Genomic DNA, 14,435 nt, shown 5'->3' on the forward strand with positions numbered 1-14,435 from the left:
CATCGAAGATCTTTGTTGTTGATGCGGCGACCCTAGAGGGCGGCGGCTGAGTAGGAAAGTGTTTACCGAACAGACGTGCCGCGTGGGCGGGCTTTGGATTTCCAGCACAACTGGACCCGTTCTTGCATAGCAGCAAGCGGGGTCGAAAGAGGGCGGTTGTTCTTGAGGGTCTTGTTCGTCACCACAGAGATGGACGACTTCGTTCGCGTCGGCGGATTGGGCGCCGTTTCCGCCGCCCTCCCCCGCGCACTTCGCTCCTTCGCCGATATCCGGATCATGCTGCCCGGCTATCGCGACATCATCGAGCAACTCACGCATATTCAGGTCGTTGGCCGCTGTCCCGCATTCGCGGAGATGCCGGCCTGCTCGCTCGGCCGTGCCGCGACCAAGGACGGCCTGCCGGTCTATGTGCTGTTGTGCTCGCAGCTCTACGACCGACCGGGCAACCCCTATGGCGACGAGCTCGGGCGCGATTGGCCCGACAACGACATCCGCTTCGCGCGCTTGGCCTCGGCCGCGGCTGAGCTCGCCATGGGCAAGCTGGACAAGAATTGGGCAGCAGACCTGATCCATGCCAACGATTGGCAGGCCTCGCTCGTGCCGGCCTATCTGGCTTGGCAGGGCGCCAAGCTGCCGTCCATCCTGACCATCCATAACCTCGCCTATCAGGGCCTCTTCCCGAAGGACTCGCTGCGGCGGATCGGCGCACCGGAGAGCTCCTTCCACATCGATGGCGTCGAGTTCTACGATCAGGTCTCCTTCCTCAAGGCGGGCCTCGTCTACGCCTCGCACCTCACCACGGTCAGCGGCACCTATGCGCGGGAGATCACCACGGCCGAGTTCGGCTGTGGCCTGGAGGGCCTGCTCCGCCTGCGCTCGGACGCCGCCGAGCTCACCGGCATCCTCAACGGCATCGACGAGAGCTGGGACCCGCGCTCCTGCGCCCAGCTCGCCCAGCAATTCGGCGCCGGCGACTGGGTCGGCAAGAAGGCGAATGCGGATTACGTCCGCAAGCAGTTCGGGCTGGCGGTCTCGCGCGGGCCGATGTTCGGCATCGTTGCGCGCCTCGTGCACCAGAAGGGGATCGACCTCGTGCTATCGGCGGCGGACGAGATCGTCGATGCCGGCGGGCAGATCGTGGTCACCGGCTCCGGCGAGCCGGCGCTCGAGCAGGCCTTGATCGACGCGCACCGCCGCCGCCCCGACGCCATCGGGGTTGCGATCGGCTTCAACGAGGCCCAGGCGCGGCGCATCTTCGCCGGCAGCGACTTCACCTTGATGCCGTCGCGGTTCGAGCCGTGCGGGCTCAGCCAGATGTACGCCCAGCGCTTCGGCTCGCTGCCGATCGGTCACCAGACCGGCGGCCTCGCCGAGACCATCAGCGACGGCGAGACCGGCTTCCTGTTCTCGAGGCCGTCGCGCGAGTCCTTCCTCGGCGGCGTGCGGCGCGCCTTCTCGGCCTTCATGGCCCACGACCAGCTCGACACGATGCGCCGCAGCGCCATGGGGCGCTCGTTCTCCTGGAGCATCTCGGCCGGCAGCTACAGCGCGCTGTACCGCAAGCTGGCGTCGGTGTGAGGCACCGCTGTCATTCCGGGGCGCGCCGTTTGGCGCGAGCCCGGAATCCATCGTGCGGCCGGAACGCTCGGAGAAATGGATTCCGGGCTCGCGCTCCGCGCGCCCCGGAATGACAAGCTGCAACGAGCTTGCCTCGAGTCCCTATTTCCCGCGCACATCCATCTGCGGACGGCCGATCCAGGCGCGATTAAGACACCGCGTCATCCAGTCGGGCCGCGCTTCGCCCCGCAGCCGCGCCTGCGCTTCCTGGTAGGGACCGACATAGCGCAGCCGGCCAGGCAATTTCGGATAGACGCGCCGGATCCACCGCAGCGCGTGATCGGCGGATCGGATCGCACGCGCGTCGAGCTCGAAGCCGAAGCCCGCGCGCAAGCGCTCGGGCAGCATGCTCGCGGTGAGCGCGCAGTACCAGCGCGGCGGCCGCAGCCACGGGCGCGCGCCGCTGAATATCTGCGCGGCGATCTCGCGCGCCGCAGGGCCAACGGTCAGCGTCTCCGACTGCGCCATTGCCTTGGCGTAGGCGACGAAGCCGGACCAGTCCGCCGGCAAATCATCCCCCTTTAATCCGAAGAGGGCGCCGTACAGCCTGGCCTCGCTCCAATAGCGATCGCGCTCCTCCGCCGAGAGTGGCGGCAGCACCAGATCATGTGCCATAAGCGCGGTCTCGACCAGCGTGGCGTGGACCCAGCGCAGCGCGGGGATGTCGTTGGCGCAGTAGCGCGAGCCGGCCGCGAACGGCCCCACGGTCTCGGGCATCTCGCCGACGATCATGCTGTGACGCCGATGCAGCTGCCGGGACGACAGCAGCGCCCGGTCCAGCGAGCCGAACACCATCGTAAAGACGATGTCGAAGGTGCGATGGAAGCGGCCGATCGGATCGGCGAGGGTACGCGAATGCTCGGCGATCGCCGCCGCCACCCAGGGATGGGCCAGTTGCAGCAGCAGCGCACGGCCGGCGCCGAGAAAGAGCACGGCCTCCCGGTCGATCTGCCAGGTCAGTGAGGCCGGACCGAATACGCCCGCGACCGGTCCCGCCGCGTTGGCACGCAGCGTATCGAGCGACTCCTCCAGATCTTTCTCAGCGACCAACTGCAAGCCTCGCGACGAAGATACGGCGACCATACTCCGGACCGCGCGCCCGCAAAATCGTCGTCGTGCGAGGCTATGACGGACAGAGCCTCACTCCGCCGCCATCGGCATCTCGTCCATATGCTCGTGCAGCACGACGCCGGCGAGCGGATCGAATTCGCCGACCCAGGGCTTGCGCGCCAGCACCGATTTCGTGTGCGCATAGCCGGCGTGCCAGCGCCGCGTGATCCCGGACGGACTGAAGTCGATATCCTTGGTATGGGTCTCGTGCTCGAGCTGCGGCGCCAGCAGACGCACCACATGCATGCGGGTCGGGCAGCCGTAGCTCGTCAGTTCCCTCACCGCGGGATCGTTGCGCTCGCTCTCGGGCAGCCGCGCCGCGAGCTGGTTAATGACGTGGCGCAGACGATGGGCCTGCTGCTGTCGCACGATCTGGCTGGCGATGCGGCTGGAATATTGCACGTCCTTGTGCCGGTTCAGCACCTCCGCCATCGTGGTCGGCTCCGGCCCGACCGGATTCCACAGATGCACGGAGAAGATCAGCGAGTTCCTGCGTGGATTGTCGTCGAACACGGCTTCGGTCGGCGTGTTCGACAGGATGCCGCCGTCCCAATAGAGCTCGCCGTCGATGCGCACGGCGGGGAAAGCCGGCGGCAGCGCGCCCGAAGCCATCACATGCTTCACCGTCAGCTCGCCGTCGCGGCTGTCGAAATAGCGCATTTCGCTGGTGCCGACATGAGCCGCACCGACCGTCAGACGCGGCGCGCAGCGGTTGGCGAGATCAAAATCGACGAGCTCGCTCAGCGTCTTCTCCAGCGGCGCGGTCGAATAATAGCCGGCGTAATCGGCGCCCAGCGGATAGGAATCGCCGGCATGGGCCAGCGGATTGGGCCGGAAGAAACCGGCAATGCCGTGGGTCACGGTCGACCAATAGGCCAGCTTCTCGTTGAAGCCGGGAAACGCGGCTCGCCAGTCCCAGACCGGCTTCTGCTCCATCCGCTTCCAGAACTCCCGCAAGCGCGCGAGCCGGTGCTCGGGCGCGTTGCCGGCGATGAGGCTCGCATTGATCGCACCGATCGAGGTGCCGATGATCCAGTCCGGCTCGATGCCGGCTTCGTGCAAGGCCTGGTAGACCCCGGCCTGGTACGAGCCGAGCGCGCCGCCGCCCTGAAGCACGAGCACGACCTGACCCGGCAGGTCGTGCTGCTTATGCTGAGAATTGTCCTGCGTGCCCATGTCTCGCTCCTGGTGAGCTTGCACTGTTCGAGTATTCGACTTGCTGCGCCGGCCCATGTCAATGCGCGGTCCAACCGCCGTCGACCGGCAGCGCAACGCCGGTGATCGAGGCCGCCGCGTCCGCCGACAGGAACACCGCGAGTGCGCCGAGCTCCTCGACCGCAACAAAGCGCTTGTTCGGCTGTTGCGCCAGCAGCACGTCGCGGATCACCTGATCGCGGGAGATGCCATGGGCCTTGGCCTGGCCGTCGATCTGCGCCTCGACCAGCGGCGTATGGACATAACCAGGGCAGATTGCGTTGCAGGTGATGCCCTGCTCCGCCGTCTCCAGCGCCGTCACCTTGGTGAGGCCGACGATGCCATGCTTGGCGGTGACATAGGCTGCCTTGAACGGCGAACCGACCAGGCCGTGCGTGGAGGCAATGTTGATGATCCGGCCGAAACCGTGCTGCCGCATTGCCGGCAAGGCCAACCGCGTGGTGTGGAAGGCCGAGGACAGGTTGATTGCGAGGATCTGGTCCCACTTCTCGACCGGAAACTGGTCGAGCGGCGCGACATGCTGGATGCCGGCGTTGTTGACCAAGATGTCCAGCCGGCCGGATTGGGCCACCGTCGCCGCGATCATCTCGGCGATCGATTTCGGCCTCGTCATGTCCGCCGGCGAATAGCTGGCCTTGACGCCGAACTCGGCGGCGATCTGCTCGCGCGTCCGGCCGATCTCGCTGGCGACACCAAGGCCATTGAGCACGATGTCGGCGCCCGAGGCGGCGAGGGCCCGCGCGATACCGAGACCGATGCCGCTGGTGGACCCGGTGACAAGCGCCACCTTGCCGGCAAGCACGCGTGATGAAGCGGACGTCTGCGTCTTGATGGGAATATTCATGATCCAGACCTCTTCTCAGCGCGACACCGCGCCAGGCCGGAGCGAAATGTGCGGGATCTCCGGGATTTGCGGAAATGCCGGTTGGCTTCCGAGTCGATACGTCCGCGCTATCGCAGGCGGGATGTCATTTTTCGCCCTGATCGGCTAGATTTCCGGTCGATATTTGCTGGGAGCCGATCCATGGAAATGCACCAGGTCCGCTATTTCCTCGCGGTGGCGCAGCTCTTGAACTTCACGCGCGCGGCCGAGGAATGCAACGTCACGCAGCCCTCGCTGACGCGCGCGATCAAGCAGCTCGAGGCCGAGCTGGGCGGCGACCTGTTCCGCCGCGAACGCCCCGCCGCGCAATTGACTGAGCTCGGCCAGCGCATGCATCCACTCCTGAAGCAGTGCTATGACGCGGCCATCGGCGCGCGCTCGCTCGCCTCCTCGTTCAGGAGCGGAGAGATCGGTGCGCTCCGCATTGCGCTGACGCATTCGATCGACCTCGCTTTGCTGATTCCGCATCTCAACGAGATCAAGCGGCAGTTCAACCGGCTCGAATTCCGCTTTCTGCGCGGCTCGGGCCGGGAGGTCGGCGACTTCCTGAAGAAGGGCGAAGCCGAGCTCGGCATTGCGGCCGAGATCGACGAGGCCTGGGACCGGCTGGATGTCTGGCCGCTGTTCACCGAGAGCTTCGAGCTCGTCGTCGGCGATGGGCACCGGCTGGCCGGCCGCAGCTCGGTCGAACTGGACGATCTGCGATCGGAGCTGCTGCTGAGCCGAACTTTCTGCGAGCACGCGCGCCGCATCTCCGCGAGCCTGCGCGAGCACGGCATCGACATCGAACAGGGTCATGAGGTCTCGAACGAGCGCGACTTGATCGAGCTGGTCGAGGCCGAGATGGGCATCGCCATGGTGCCGCACACCTCGCCCGTGCCGGAGCGGCTGACCCGCGCCGCGGTCACGGGGCTGGACGCCCGCCGCACCGTCAATCTCTATGGGGTCGCCGGCCGGCAACGCACCGCCGTGGGCAACGCCGTGATGCGCATGCTGCGCGGCGCCGACTGGCGCGAGATCGCGGGGTAGTCTTTACAGTGTCGACCGCCCTTCCCTCTCCCCCTGTGGGAGAGGGTGGCTCGCCGCATAGCGGCGAGACGGGTGAGGGGTATCTCTCCGCGACTCCAATCCTCTTTTGTGATTGCGGAGGCAACCCCTCATCCGGCGCTTCGCGCCACCTTCTCCCACAAGGGGAGAAGGAAGAAAGCGTAGCTCAATTCTCCTGGCTCGCGCGCTCCAGCGCTTCGATCAGATCGTCAATCTCCATGCGCTTGCGGAAATCCGGATCGACAAAGCGGGCTTTCACGATGCCGTCGCGTCCGACCAGGAACACGGCCGGGATCGGCAGCATCCAGCCGTCATTGCCGTGGAATTTCGCCATGTCCTGATAGGACAGCAATTGCTGGATCTCGGCACCTAACCAGATCGCGAGGTCGAGCGACAGCGCATAGCCGTTGTCGAGATCCGTCAGGATCGGAAACGGCGCGCCGGATTCGGCCTTGAGCTGCCCGGTATATTCCTGCGTCTCCGGCACGATCGCGACAACCTGCGCCCCCATCGCCTTGATGCGGTCCAGCGCCTGGACCACGGCGCGGACATTGAGCCGGCAATAGGGACACCAATGGCCGCGGAAGAACATCACCGCGACGGGGCCTCCCTCCAGCAGCGAGGGCAGCGACACGAGACGGCCACCCTCGTCGGGCAGCATGAACGGCGGCATCGGGTCGCCCGGCCGCGGCGCGGTCTCGCCGCCGCCGTTGTCGCTCAATCGCGCGACCAGGCGATCGACCGCCTCGCCATAGGCCGGAAAGACCTCGCGGCTGGCATCGGCATAGGCGCGGAGCTGTTCGTTCAGCGTGCTGTCCATGTCGCGGCAGCGCTGGAACGCGAGCCTGAGCTGTTCGGCATCGGCTGGCGAGAGAGACGTCATCTTCCTGCTCCGGCTTCCTTGCGGGCGAATATTAGTTTCCCGGTTCGCCCGCCCGCAAGGGGCGACCGCAATCGGGCCTGCTGGCATCGGACGCCGGATGCTGCGAAAGCGGAAATGCCGATGCCCAATCGGTTCGATAGCTGCCGCCTATCGGCATAGCGCGGGGCTATCGCATCGAAAGCAAGCCGGCATTTCAACATGGAAAAGGTCTCGACGAAGCTCCTGCCATAGCCCGCGGCCATCAGGGCTCGCGGCCAACAGAGGAGACTTTCCATGTCTAGCCATCTCACAATGTCGCGCGTGGTTTGGACAGGCGTTGCCGTTCTCGGCGCGCTGACATTTGCGACGCCGGTTTTCGCCGGCGAATGTCCGGCCGGCAAGACCAAGCCGAATGCGCAGCCGATGGTCGACTACAAGCCTGTCGGCGTTACCGACGTGACGCTCGGCGCGATCGATCTCGGCAAGCAGCCCGCCCGTATTGAGGGCCGCGAGCTGCGCTTCCGCAAGCTGACCATCGAGCCCGGCGGCATCGTGCCCTGGCACAGCCATGACGACCGTCCGGCCCTGATCTTCGTGCAGCAGGGCGAGATCGTCGAATACGCCTCCAACTGCGTCGACCCGATCGTGCACAAGGCCGGCGACATCCGCCCCGAAGTCCACGGCACCTCGCACTGGTGGAAGAACCTCGGCAAGGAGACCGTCATTCTCTATGTCGGCGACGTCCGCAAGGATCCCAACGACCGCCATATGTAATTCCGTGCGGCCATCCTTCGAGACGCCCGCTTCAGGCGGGCTCCTCAGGATGAGGACGGAGTGTGCGGCAGCAGCCTCGGCGGCCACGATGTCGCTTAGCCTCATCCTGAGGAGACCGCCACCGGGTCCGCGCAGAGCGCGGCCCGATGACAGGCTCCGCGGTCGTCTCAAAGGACGAGGCGCGCGCTCGGGGCATGCCGGGGCATGAGGGAGCGCAACGACATGACCGATCTTTCCGCATCGATCAAACCGACCGCGACGACGATGAATGCGCATTCCCCTGGCTTCGCGTTTCGCTCGCTCGTGATCGGCCTCACCGCATTCCTGACGGTCGTCGATCTCTTCGCGACGCAGGCGATCCTGCCCTCGCTGACACGGCACTACGGCGTCACACCCGCGGCAATGGGCTTTGCCGTCAATGCCAGCACCTTCGGCATGGCCGCAGCCAGCCTCGTCGTCGGCTTCTTCAGCCCGCGTATCGACCGGCGAACGGGCATCCTGCTCAGCCTGGCCCTGCTTGCGGTTCCCACCAGCCTGCTTGCTGTCGCGCCCAATCTTGCCGTCTTCACCGCGTTGCGGGTCGCGCAGGGCCTGTGCATGGCGTCCGCCTTCGCGCTCACCCTCGCCTATCTCGGCGAGCAATGCAGCGCCATGGACGCCGGCGGCGCCTTTGCCGCCTACATCACCGGCAATGTCGCCAGCAATCTCGTCGGCCGGCTGATCTCGGCCGCATTGGCCGATGGCCTCGGCCTCGCCTGGAACTTCTACTTCTTCGCGGCGCTCAATCTTACCGGCGCAGCGCTGGTCTATTTCACCGTCAACTGCGTGCCGCCGATGCATGCGATGACGCCGGCGGCTTCGCCGCTCGCCGCCACCATCGCGCATTGGCGCAATCCGCAGCTGCGCGCCTCTTTCGGCATCGGCTTCTGCATCCTGTTCGCCTTCATCGGCACCTTCACCTACGTCAATTTCGTGCTGGTGCGGCCGCCGCTGTCGCTCGGCATGATGGATCTCGGCCTCGTCTATTTCGTCTTCCTGCCGTCGATCGTCACGACGCTTCTGGCCGGCAGGGTGGCGGCGCGGCTGGGAACGCGGCCCACGATCTGGGGCGCGCTCGCTGTTGCCGGGCTCGGCCTGCCCTTGATGCTGTCGCCGCGTCTGGGCGAAGTGCTCGCCGGCATGGTCCTGGTCGGGGTCGGCACATTCTTCGCACAGGCCGCCGCGACGGGTTTCGTCGGACAGGCCGCAGCCGACAATCGCGGCATCGCCAGCGGGATCTATCTTACGTGTTACTTCTGCGGCGGACTGGTCGGCACCGCCGTGCTCGGGCGCCTGTTCGACGCTTTCGGATGGCAGGCGTGCGTATTCGGCGTGGGCGCGGCGCTCGCTGCCGCAGCCCTGCTTACATTCACCCTGAAACGCTAGCGCTTGGCCGGCGCTTCCTGCGGCGGCTCGTCGTCGGCGATCGCGCGCCAGGCGGCGCCGTCGAGATCGTCGTACTGGCCGCTCCTGAGCGACCACAGGAAAGCGACGAGACCGGCACCTCCGAGCATCAATGCTAGCGGGACCAGGATGACCAGTATCTCCATTACACGATCTCCCGCGAGGCGCTGCGGGCGCGCAGCGAGTTCAGCATCACCAGGATCGACGATCCGCTCATGGCGGCAGCGGCGATCAGGGGCGTCACGACGCCGCTGATCGCAACCGGCACCGCGAGCACATTGTAGCCGATCGCAAGCCAGAGGTTCTGCCGCATCAAATGCAGCGCCTTGCGCGAGGCGTCGATGGCGGCAACCACCGGCGCCAGCGGCCGGCCGAGGAAGACGAGATCGGCGGTGGCCTGGCTGAGATGCGCGGCCGAGATCGGCGACATCGAGACATGGGCCGCCGCGAGCGATGGCGCATCGTTCATGCCGTCGCCGACCATCAGCACTTTCGCACCGCGCCGTTTCAGCTCCTCGATCCGCGCGATCTTGTCGGCCGGGGTGACGCCGGCGCGCCACTCGGGGATGTCGAGCGATTGGGCCGCGGCCTTCACGGCCGGCTCGCGATCGCCGGACAGGATCTCGATGCCGATGTTGCGCGCCTTCAGAGCCGCGATCACCGCCTTGGCATCGGGTCGCAGGCCCTGGCGAACCGAGAGGATGAATTTTTCGCTGCCCTTGCTGAACGCGACGATGGAAGCTTCGGGATCGACCAAGGCGCTGGCGACCAGCGCCTCGGCACCGCAGAAGGAGGGACGGCCGAGGCGAAGCTCGAGGCCGTCGACGGTCGCACGGACACCCTGCCCGGCCTCCTCCACCGCACTGAGGATCGGAGACTTCGCACCGGCAGCTTGCGCGACGGCGGCAGCCACCGGGTGATGGCTCGACAGTGCGAGCCGGCCGGCGAGTTCGAAGACATCGGCGGGAATGTCGGCGGCATTCATCACTTCGAGCTCGGGCAGCGTCAGCGTGCCGGTCTTGTCAAAGATCACATGGTCGGCTTCAGCCAGCCGCTCGATCGCATCGCCCGCATTGAGCAGAACACCGGCCTTGAACATCGCGCCCGAGGCCACCGTCTGCACCGTCGGGATCGCAAGCCCTAGGGCGCAGGGACAGGTGATGATCAGCACGGCGACGCCGGTCACGATCGCATCGTGCCAGCTCGCACCGGCGAGGACCCATCCGAGAATGGTCAGGAGCGCGGTCGCATGCACCACCGGCGCATAGAGCCGCGAGGCCCGGTCGGCAAGGCGCATGTAGCGCGAGCGCGCCTGGAGCGCGTTGTCGAGCAGCCGCGTGATCTCGGCGAGCAGCGTCGCCTCGGAGGCGGCCGAGACCCGCACCCGCAAGCTGCCGGAGATGTTCATCGATCCCGCATAGACCGGCGTGCCCTGCTCGGCCGTGACATAGAGCGTCTCGCCGGTGATCAGGCTCTGGTCGATCTCGGAACGCCCTTCGATCACGGTGCCGTCGATCGCGCAGCGCTCGCCGGGCCGGAGCAGCACGATGTCGCCCGGATTGATCGCCGCCACCGGCACCTGCGAGATCTCGTCGGGCCCGATGAACTTCGCGGCCGTCTCAGCCTTCAGCGCGGCGAGATTGCCGGCGACCGCGCGGGTCCGCCGCCGCATGTTCTGGTCGAGGAAGCGGCCGACCAGGAGGAAGGTCAGCAGCATGATCGCGGCGTCGAAATAGGCATGCTCGGCGTGGTGGATGGTCTCGACCACGGACATGCCGAGCGCCAGGATCACGCCGATCGAAATCGGCACGTCCATGTTGGTGGTCTTGGCCGACAGAGCGCGCCAGGCCGAGCGAAAGAACGGCTGGCCGGCATAGGCCGCCGCCGGCAGCGCGATCAGCGCCGACAGCCAGTGGAAGAAATCGCGCTGCTCCGGCAGCATGTCCGAGACGTTGCCGGACCACACCGGGATCGACAGCATCATCACGTTCATGGTGGCGAACGCGGCGACCCCGAGGCAGCGCAGCAGGAAGCGGGATTCGGCGACCTCGGCCACTTCCGCACTCTCGGTCTCGAACGGATAGGCCTTGTAGCCGAGCTCTTCGAGCCGGTCGATGAAACGGCCGGGGTCGAGCGTGCCCGCCTTCCATTCCAGCGCGACGCGGCGGTCGGTGAGGTTGACGCGCGCCAGGGTGACGTCGGGGATGGCCGAGAGCCCGCGCTCGATCTTGGCCATGCAGCCGGCGCAGTGAACGCCCTCGACGGCGAGATCGATGTGCCGGAGGCCCTCGCCCGCATCGCGGACGTAATGAGAGAAATCGCGCGTGACCTGCATGACGGAATCCTTCAGTTCAGGATCACGCGGTTGCGCGACATGAACACGCGCGTCCCCCGCGCCTCGCCCTCGATCACCAGGTCCCATTGGCCCGGCGCGACGGACGCCGCATTGCCGCGATAGAGGCCGATGCCGGCTTCGCTGAGCTCGACGGCGAGGTCGGCGCGCTTGTCAGTCGGCCGCTCCAGCCGGCCGCCGAACTTCAGCCCGGAGATCGGCTGGCCGCCGGCGTCGCGGGCCTCGACCTGGACCGAGGCGCCGCCATCGTTGCGGCGCTCGACATGGGCGTTGACCTTCCACTTCCGCGCGGCCTGGTCCTGCGCCGCCGAGATCTCGCGATCGTAGACGAGGCCCGCGGCATAGGGGCTGTCGACGTCGGTGCCGGGCAGCGTTGCGATGGCGAGCTTCATCATGGTGGCATTGACGCCGATCACGAGGCCGAAGAAAGCGACCAGCATCAGGAAGACCTTGGTTCCGGTCAGCGGCTTGGATGACATGGTGGTCTCCTGATCTTACGGCGCGACAAAATTGTCGGTGGCGCTCGCGGCGACGCCGAGCCCGATGTCCATGACGTGGAAGCGGACCGGAATCGATTTCTCCGGATTGTTTTCGGCCGGCGCGGTGACCAGCAGCCGCAGCTCGCTGGTCGCATCGCGCGGGATCACGATGATCGGACGGTCCGGCGTGACCGAATCGATGCCGACGACGTGCATCGTGGGGTTCACGGGCCCCTCGACGTCGATCGCGATGACGCGGTCGTAGCCGCTCTTGTTCAGCAGCCGCACCGTATAGGCGTTGCGGATCGAGCCGTCGCTCAGCTTGACCGCGACCGGGTTGCGGTCGTGCAGCACGTTGACGTCGAGCAGGCTGCGGGTCGCCAGCGTATAGATCATGAAGCCGCCGACGGCCGCGATAATGGCACTATAGACGACGGTGCGAGGCCGGACGATCCGGTAGATCGGCGCCTTGCCTTCCTGGCGGCGATGGATGTTGATGTCGTTGTCGTAGCCGATCAGCCGCTTCGGCCGGCCGATCTTTGTCATCACGTTGTCGCATGCGTCGATGCAGAGGCCGCACTGGATGCATTCCATCTGCGGCCCGTTGCGGATGTCGATGCCGGTCGGGCAGACCGCGACGCATTGGTAGCAGTCGACGCAATCGCCGACCTGCTGGCCGAGGGCGCGCAGCTCGGCGGCCTTTTTCACCGAGGTGCGCTTCTCGCCGCGGTCATAGCGATAGGTGACGTTGAGCGCCCATTCGTCGGTGAGTGCGGCCTGAATGCGCGGCCACGGACACATATAGGTGCAGACCTGCTCGCGCATGAAGCCGGCGAGCAGATAGGTCGTCGCGGTGAGGATGCCGATCCAGATATAGGCGAGCATCGGCCCCTGGAAGGTGACGAGCTCCTTCACCAGGGTCGGCGCGTCGTTGAAATAGAGCACCCAGGCGCCGCCGGTCCACCAGGCGATCATGAGCCAGATCGAATGCTTGAGCACGATCTCGGAGATGCGCTCCAGCTTCATCGGATCGGACGATTTGTCTTTCTTCATCCGCTCGCGCCGGTCGCCCTCGATCAGGCGTTCGACCGCGTAGAACAGGTCGGTCCACACCGTCTGCGGACAGAGATAGCCGCACCAGATCCGCCCGCCGATGGAGTTCATCAGGAACAGCGCCACCGCGGCGACGATCAACAGGCCCGTGAAGTAATAGACCTCCTGCGGCCACAGTTCGATGAAGAAGAAATAGAAGCGGCTGTTGGGAAGATCGATCAGCACCGCCTGGCTCGGCGCGCCGAGACCGCGATTCCAGCGCACGAAGGGCAGGAAGTAGTAGACGCCGAGGCAGAATGCCATCAGGCCCCATTTGATCCGGCGGAAAGTACCGGAGACGCTCTGGGGATAGACCTTCTTGCGGGCCGCATAGAGCGGCCCGACGTCGTCCGCGGGCTTCAGTTCGTTCGGATTGACGGTCTTGTTCATCGCCTCGAGCTTCTTCAAAGGTGCGATTAAACCTAGACCCGGCACCGCCGCGCAGGTTGATCCAACGCAAACGGGGGCGCTTTTCTTCGCCCCCGCCGGAAGTCGTCGGTCGCGGATCGGCCTATTTGCCGCCGCCCAGCGAGTGGACGTAGACCGCCATCGCCTTGATGGTGGCGGGATCGAGCCGGCCTTCCCAGGCCGGCATCACGCCGGCGCGGCCCTGGCCGATGGTCTCGATCAGGCTCGCCTCGTCGGAGCCGTAGAGCCAGATCTTGTCGGTCAGATCAGGTGCGCCCATCTCCTGGTTGCCCTTGCCGGCGTCGCCGTGGCAGGCGGCGCAATTCTCCGCGAAGATCTTCTGGCCCTTGGCGGCGTCATAGCCGTTGCGGGTCGACAGGCCCGACAGCGACCGCACGTAATTGGCGGCGGTGACGATCTCGTCGCCCTTCAGCACGCCATCCTTGCCGAAGGCGAGCATCTGCCCCTCATGGGTCTTGGCATGGCCCGACCGCACGCCGAACTGGATGGTCTGCATGATCTGGTCGAGCGAGCCGCCCCACAGCCATTCGTCGTCGTTCAGGTTGGGATAGCCCTTGGACCCCGTCGCACCCGTGCCGTGGCACGGCGCGCAATTGTCGCCGAACACCGTCTTGCCCTTGGCGCGCGCAAGCGCGAGCAGAGCCGGATCCTTCTGGATGTCGGCGAGCGAGGCCGTGCCCAGCGCCGCCATCTTGTCACCCCGGATCTTTTCGAGGTTGGCGAGCTCGACCGCGACGTCGGCGCGCGAGGAGTAGCCGAACAGGCCGGTGGTGTTGCTTTGGATCAGCGGCCAGGCCGGATAGACGATCCAGTAGCCGATCGACCAGACGATGGTGAGATAGAAGGTGATCACCCACCACCGCGGCAGCGGCGTGTTGAGCTCCTTGATGCCGTCCCACTCGTGTCCGGTCGTGGACTTGCCGGAGACGGAATCGATGTCGCTAGAATGATCGGTCATGGTTTCTCACTCCTCCCGCAAGGGCAGGTGCGCTGCCTTGTCGAACGCAGCCTTGTTACGGGGCCAAAATGCGTAGGCGATGATCGCGAGAAAGATCGCGACGAACACCGGTGTCCAGATCGTCGTCACGAGATCGGACGCAAGATTATGGACGGTCAGGATGGCTTTCATCG

The 14,435-nt window shown here is 66.1% G+C and carries 14 protein-coding genes; 4 read left to right on the forward strand and 10 right to left on the reverse strand.

The genetic code is table 11. From position 1 onward, the window contains the following. Nucleotides 1–162 precede the first annotated feature (162 nt). Nucleotides 163–1,578, forward strand: coding sequence for a glycogen synthase GlgA (glgA, locus tag ACTEK7_RS10365; protein WP_128263538.1), 1,416 nt, complete (start codon nucleotides 163–165; stop codon nucleotides 1,576–1,578). A 141-nt stretch (nucleotides 1,579–1,719) separates the two neighbouring features. On the opposite strand, the gene ACTEK7_RS10370 is transcribed toward glgA, so the two are convergent. The 3 genes from ACTEK7_RS10370 to ACTEK7_RS10380 all read right to left on the reverse strand — a co-directional run bounded on the left by ACTEK7_RS10370 (nucleotide 1,720) and on the right by ACTEK7_RS10380 (nucleotide 4,786). Next, on the reverse strand, nucleotides 1,720–2,667 hold the full coding sequence (locus ACTEK7_RS10370; protein WP_225146236.1) for an oxygenase MpaB family protein: 948 nt from the start codon (nucleotides 2,665–2,667) through the stop codon (nucleotides 1,720–1,722). Between the two features lie 90 nt (nucleotides 2,668–2,757). Then, a complete protein-coding gene (locus ACTEK7_RS10375) occupies nucleotides 2,758–3,903 on the reverse strand; it encodes a DUF3734 domain-containing protein (RefSeq protein WP_225146133.1) in 1,146 nt (381 codons plus the stop codon). A gap of 58 nt (nucleotides 3,904–3,961) precedes the next feature. Further along, nucleotides 3,962–4,786: a 3-hydroxybutyrate dehydrogenase gene (locus ACTEK7_RS10380; RefSeq protein WP_225146134.1), complete on the reverse strand. Its 825-nt coding sequence runs from the start codon at nucleotides 4,784–4,786 to the stop codon at nucleotides 3,962–3,964. A 180-nt stretch (nucleotides 4,787–4,966) separates the two neighbouring features. On the opposite strand from ACTEK7_RS10380, the gene ACTEK7_RS10385 reads away from it, so the two are divergent. Next, a complete protein-coding gene (locus tag ACTEK7_RS10385) occupies nucleotides 4,967–5,854 on the forward strand; it encodes a LysR family transcriptional regulator (RefSeq protein WP_036004434.1) in 888 nt (295 codons plus the stop codon). Between the two features lie 184 nt (nucleotides 5,855–6,038). Here the strand turns inward: ACTEK7_RS10385 and ACTEK7_RS10390 are convergent, their stop codons facing one another. Further along, complete coding sequence (locus ACTEK7_RS10390) at nucleotides 6,039–6,755, reverse strand: peroxiredoxin-like family protein (RefSeq protein WP_225146135.1); 717 nt, start codon at nucleotides 6,753–6,755, stop codon at nucleotides 6,039–6,041. Nucleotides 6,756–7,028: 273 nt separating this feature from the next. Here ACTEK7_RS10390 and ACTEK7_RS10395 point away from each other — a divergent pair, with 273 nt between their 5' ends. Together ACTEK7_RS10395 and ACTEK7_RS10400 are read left to right on the forward strand one after the other, a co-directional pair. Next, nucleotides 7,029–7,508 carry a cupin domain-containing protein gene (locus tag ACTEK7_RS10395; protein ID WP_225112673.1) on the forward strand — a complete coding sequence of 160 codons (480 nt, stop codon included), beginning with the start codon at nucleotides 7,029–7,031 and terminating at the stop codon, nucleotides 7,506–7,508. A gap of 222 nt (nucleotides 7,509–7,730) precedes the next feature. After that, nucleotides 7,731–8,933, forward strand: coding sequence for an MFS transporter (locus ACTEK7_RS10400; protein ID WP_225146136.1), 1,203 nt, complete (start codon nucleotides 7,731–7,733; stop codon nucleotides 8,931–8,933). On the opposite strand, the gene ccoS is transcribed toward ACTEK7_RS10400, so the two are convergent. The 6 genes from ccoS to ACTEK7_RS10430 form a co-directional block, all read right to left on the reverse strand. Beyond that, entirely contained in the window at nucleotides 8,930–9,097 is a 168-nt protein-coding gene (ccoS, locus tag ACTEK7_RS10405) for a cbb3-type cytochrome oxidase assembly protein CcoS (RefSeq protein ID WP_008550618.1), read from the reverse strand. The two genes, ACTEK7_RS10400 and ccoS, sit on opposite strands and share 4 nt — an antisense overlap. After that, complete coding sequence (locus tag ACTEK7_RS10410; RefSeq protein ID WP_225146137.1) at nucleotides 9,097–11,286, reverse strand: cation-translocating P-type ATPase; 2,190 nt, start codon at nucleotides 11,284–11,286, stop codon at nucleotides 9,097–9,099. The genes ccoS and ACTEK7_RS10410 overlap by 1 nt, the downstream gene beginning before the upstream one ends. Before the next feature lie 11 nt (nucleotides 11,287–11,297). Continuing rightward, nucleotides 11,298–11,783 (reverse strand): FixH family protein, encoded by a 486-nt coding sequence (locus ACTEK7_RS10415; RefSeq protein ID WP_057026793.1) that lies wholly within the window; start codon nucleotides 11,781–11,783, stop codon nucleotides 11,298–11,300. Nucleotides 11,784–11,798: 15 nt separating this feature from the next. Further along, nucleotides 11,799–13,265 (reverse strand): cytochrome c oxidase accessory protein CcoG, encoded by a 1,467-nt coding sequence (gene ccoG, locus ACTEK7_RS10420; RefSeq protein WP_036037795.1) that lies wholly within the window; start codon nucleotides 13,263–13,265, stop codon nucleotides 11,799–11,801. Between the two features lie 121 nt (nucleotides 13,266–13,386). Further along, nucleotides 13,387–14,262 carry a cytochrome-c oxidase, cbb3-type subunit III gene (ccoP, locus tag ACTEK7_RS10425; RefSeq protein ID WP_036025941.1) on the reverse strand — a complete coding sequence of 292 codons (876 nt, stop codon included), beginning with the start codon at nucleotides 14,260–14,262 and terminating at the stop codon, nucleotides 13,387–13,389. 6 nt (nucleotides 14,263–14,268) lie between these two features. After that, nucleotides 14,269–14,433 (reverse strand): cbb3-type cytochrome oxidase subunit 3, encoded by a 165-nt coding sequence (locus ACTEK7_RS10430; protein ID WP_025034779.1) that lies wholly within the window; start codon nucleotides 14,431–14,433, stop codon nucleotides 14,269–14,271. Nucleotides 14,434–14,435 lie beyond the last annotated feature (2 nt).

Source organism: Bradyrhizobium sp. JHI2711 (assembly GCF_056156565.1).

What these genes read in the sequence shown, in the direction of transcription:
- ACTEK7_RS10375 (WP_225146133.1), bottom strand. Translation starts at nt 3,903, where the DNA reads ATGGGCACGCAGGACAATTCTCAGCATAAGCAGCACGACCTGCCGGGT.
- ACTEK7_RS10380 (WP_225146134.1), bottom strand. Translation starts at nt 4,786, where the DNA reads ATGAATATTCCCATCAAGACGCAGACGTCCGCTTCATCACGCGTGCTT.
- ACTEK7_RS10385 (WP_036004434.1), top strand. Translation starts at nt 4,967, where the DNA reads ATGGAAATGCACCAGGTCCGCTATTTCCTCGCGGTGGCGCAGCTCTTG.
- ACTEK7_RS10390 (WP_225146135.1), bottom strand. Translation starts at nt 6,755, where the DNA reads ATGACGTCTCTCTCGCCAGCCGATGCCGAACAGCTCAGGCTCGCGTTC.
- ACTEK7_RS10395 (WP_225112673.1), top strand. Translation starts at nt 7,029, where the DNA reads ATGTCTAGCCATCTCACAATGTCGCGCGTGGTTTGGACAGGCGTTGCC.
- ACTEK7_RS10400 (WP_225146136.1), top strand. Translation starts at nt 7,731, where the DNA reads ATGACCGATCTTTCCGCATCGATCAAACCGACCGCGACGACGATGAAT.
- ccoS (WP_008550618.1), bottom strand. Translation starts at nt 9,097, where the DNA reads ATGGAGATACTGGTCATCCTGGTCCCGCTAGCATTGATGCTCGGAGGT.
- ACTEK7_RS10410 (WP_225146137.1), bottom strand. Translation starts at nt 11,286, where the DNA reads ATGCAGGTCACGCGCGATTTCTCTCATTACGTCCGCGATGCGGGCGAG.
- ACTEK7_RS10415 (WP_057026793.1), bottom strand. Translation starts at nt 11,783, where the DNA reads ATGTCATCCAAGCCGCTGACCGGAACCAAGGTCTTCCTGATGCTGGTC.
- ccoG (WP_036037795.1), bottom strand. Translation starts at nt 13,265, where the DNA reads ATGAACAAGACCGTCAATCCGAACGAACTGAAGCCCGCGGACGACGTC.
- ccoP (WP_036025941.1), bottom strand. Translation starts at nt 14,262, where the DNA reads ATGACCGATCATTCTAGCGACATCGATTCCGTCTCCGGCAAGTCCACG.
- ACTEK7_RS10430 (WP_025034779.1), bottom strand. Translation starts at nt 14,433, where the DNA reads ATGAAAGCCATCCTGACCGTCCATAATCTTGCGTCCGATCTCGTGACG.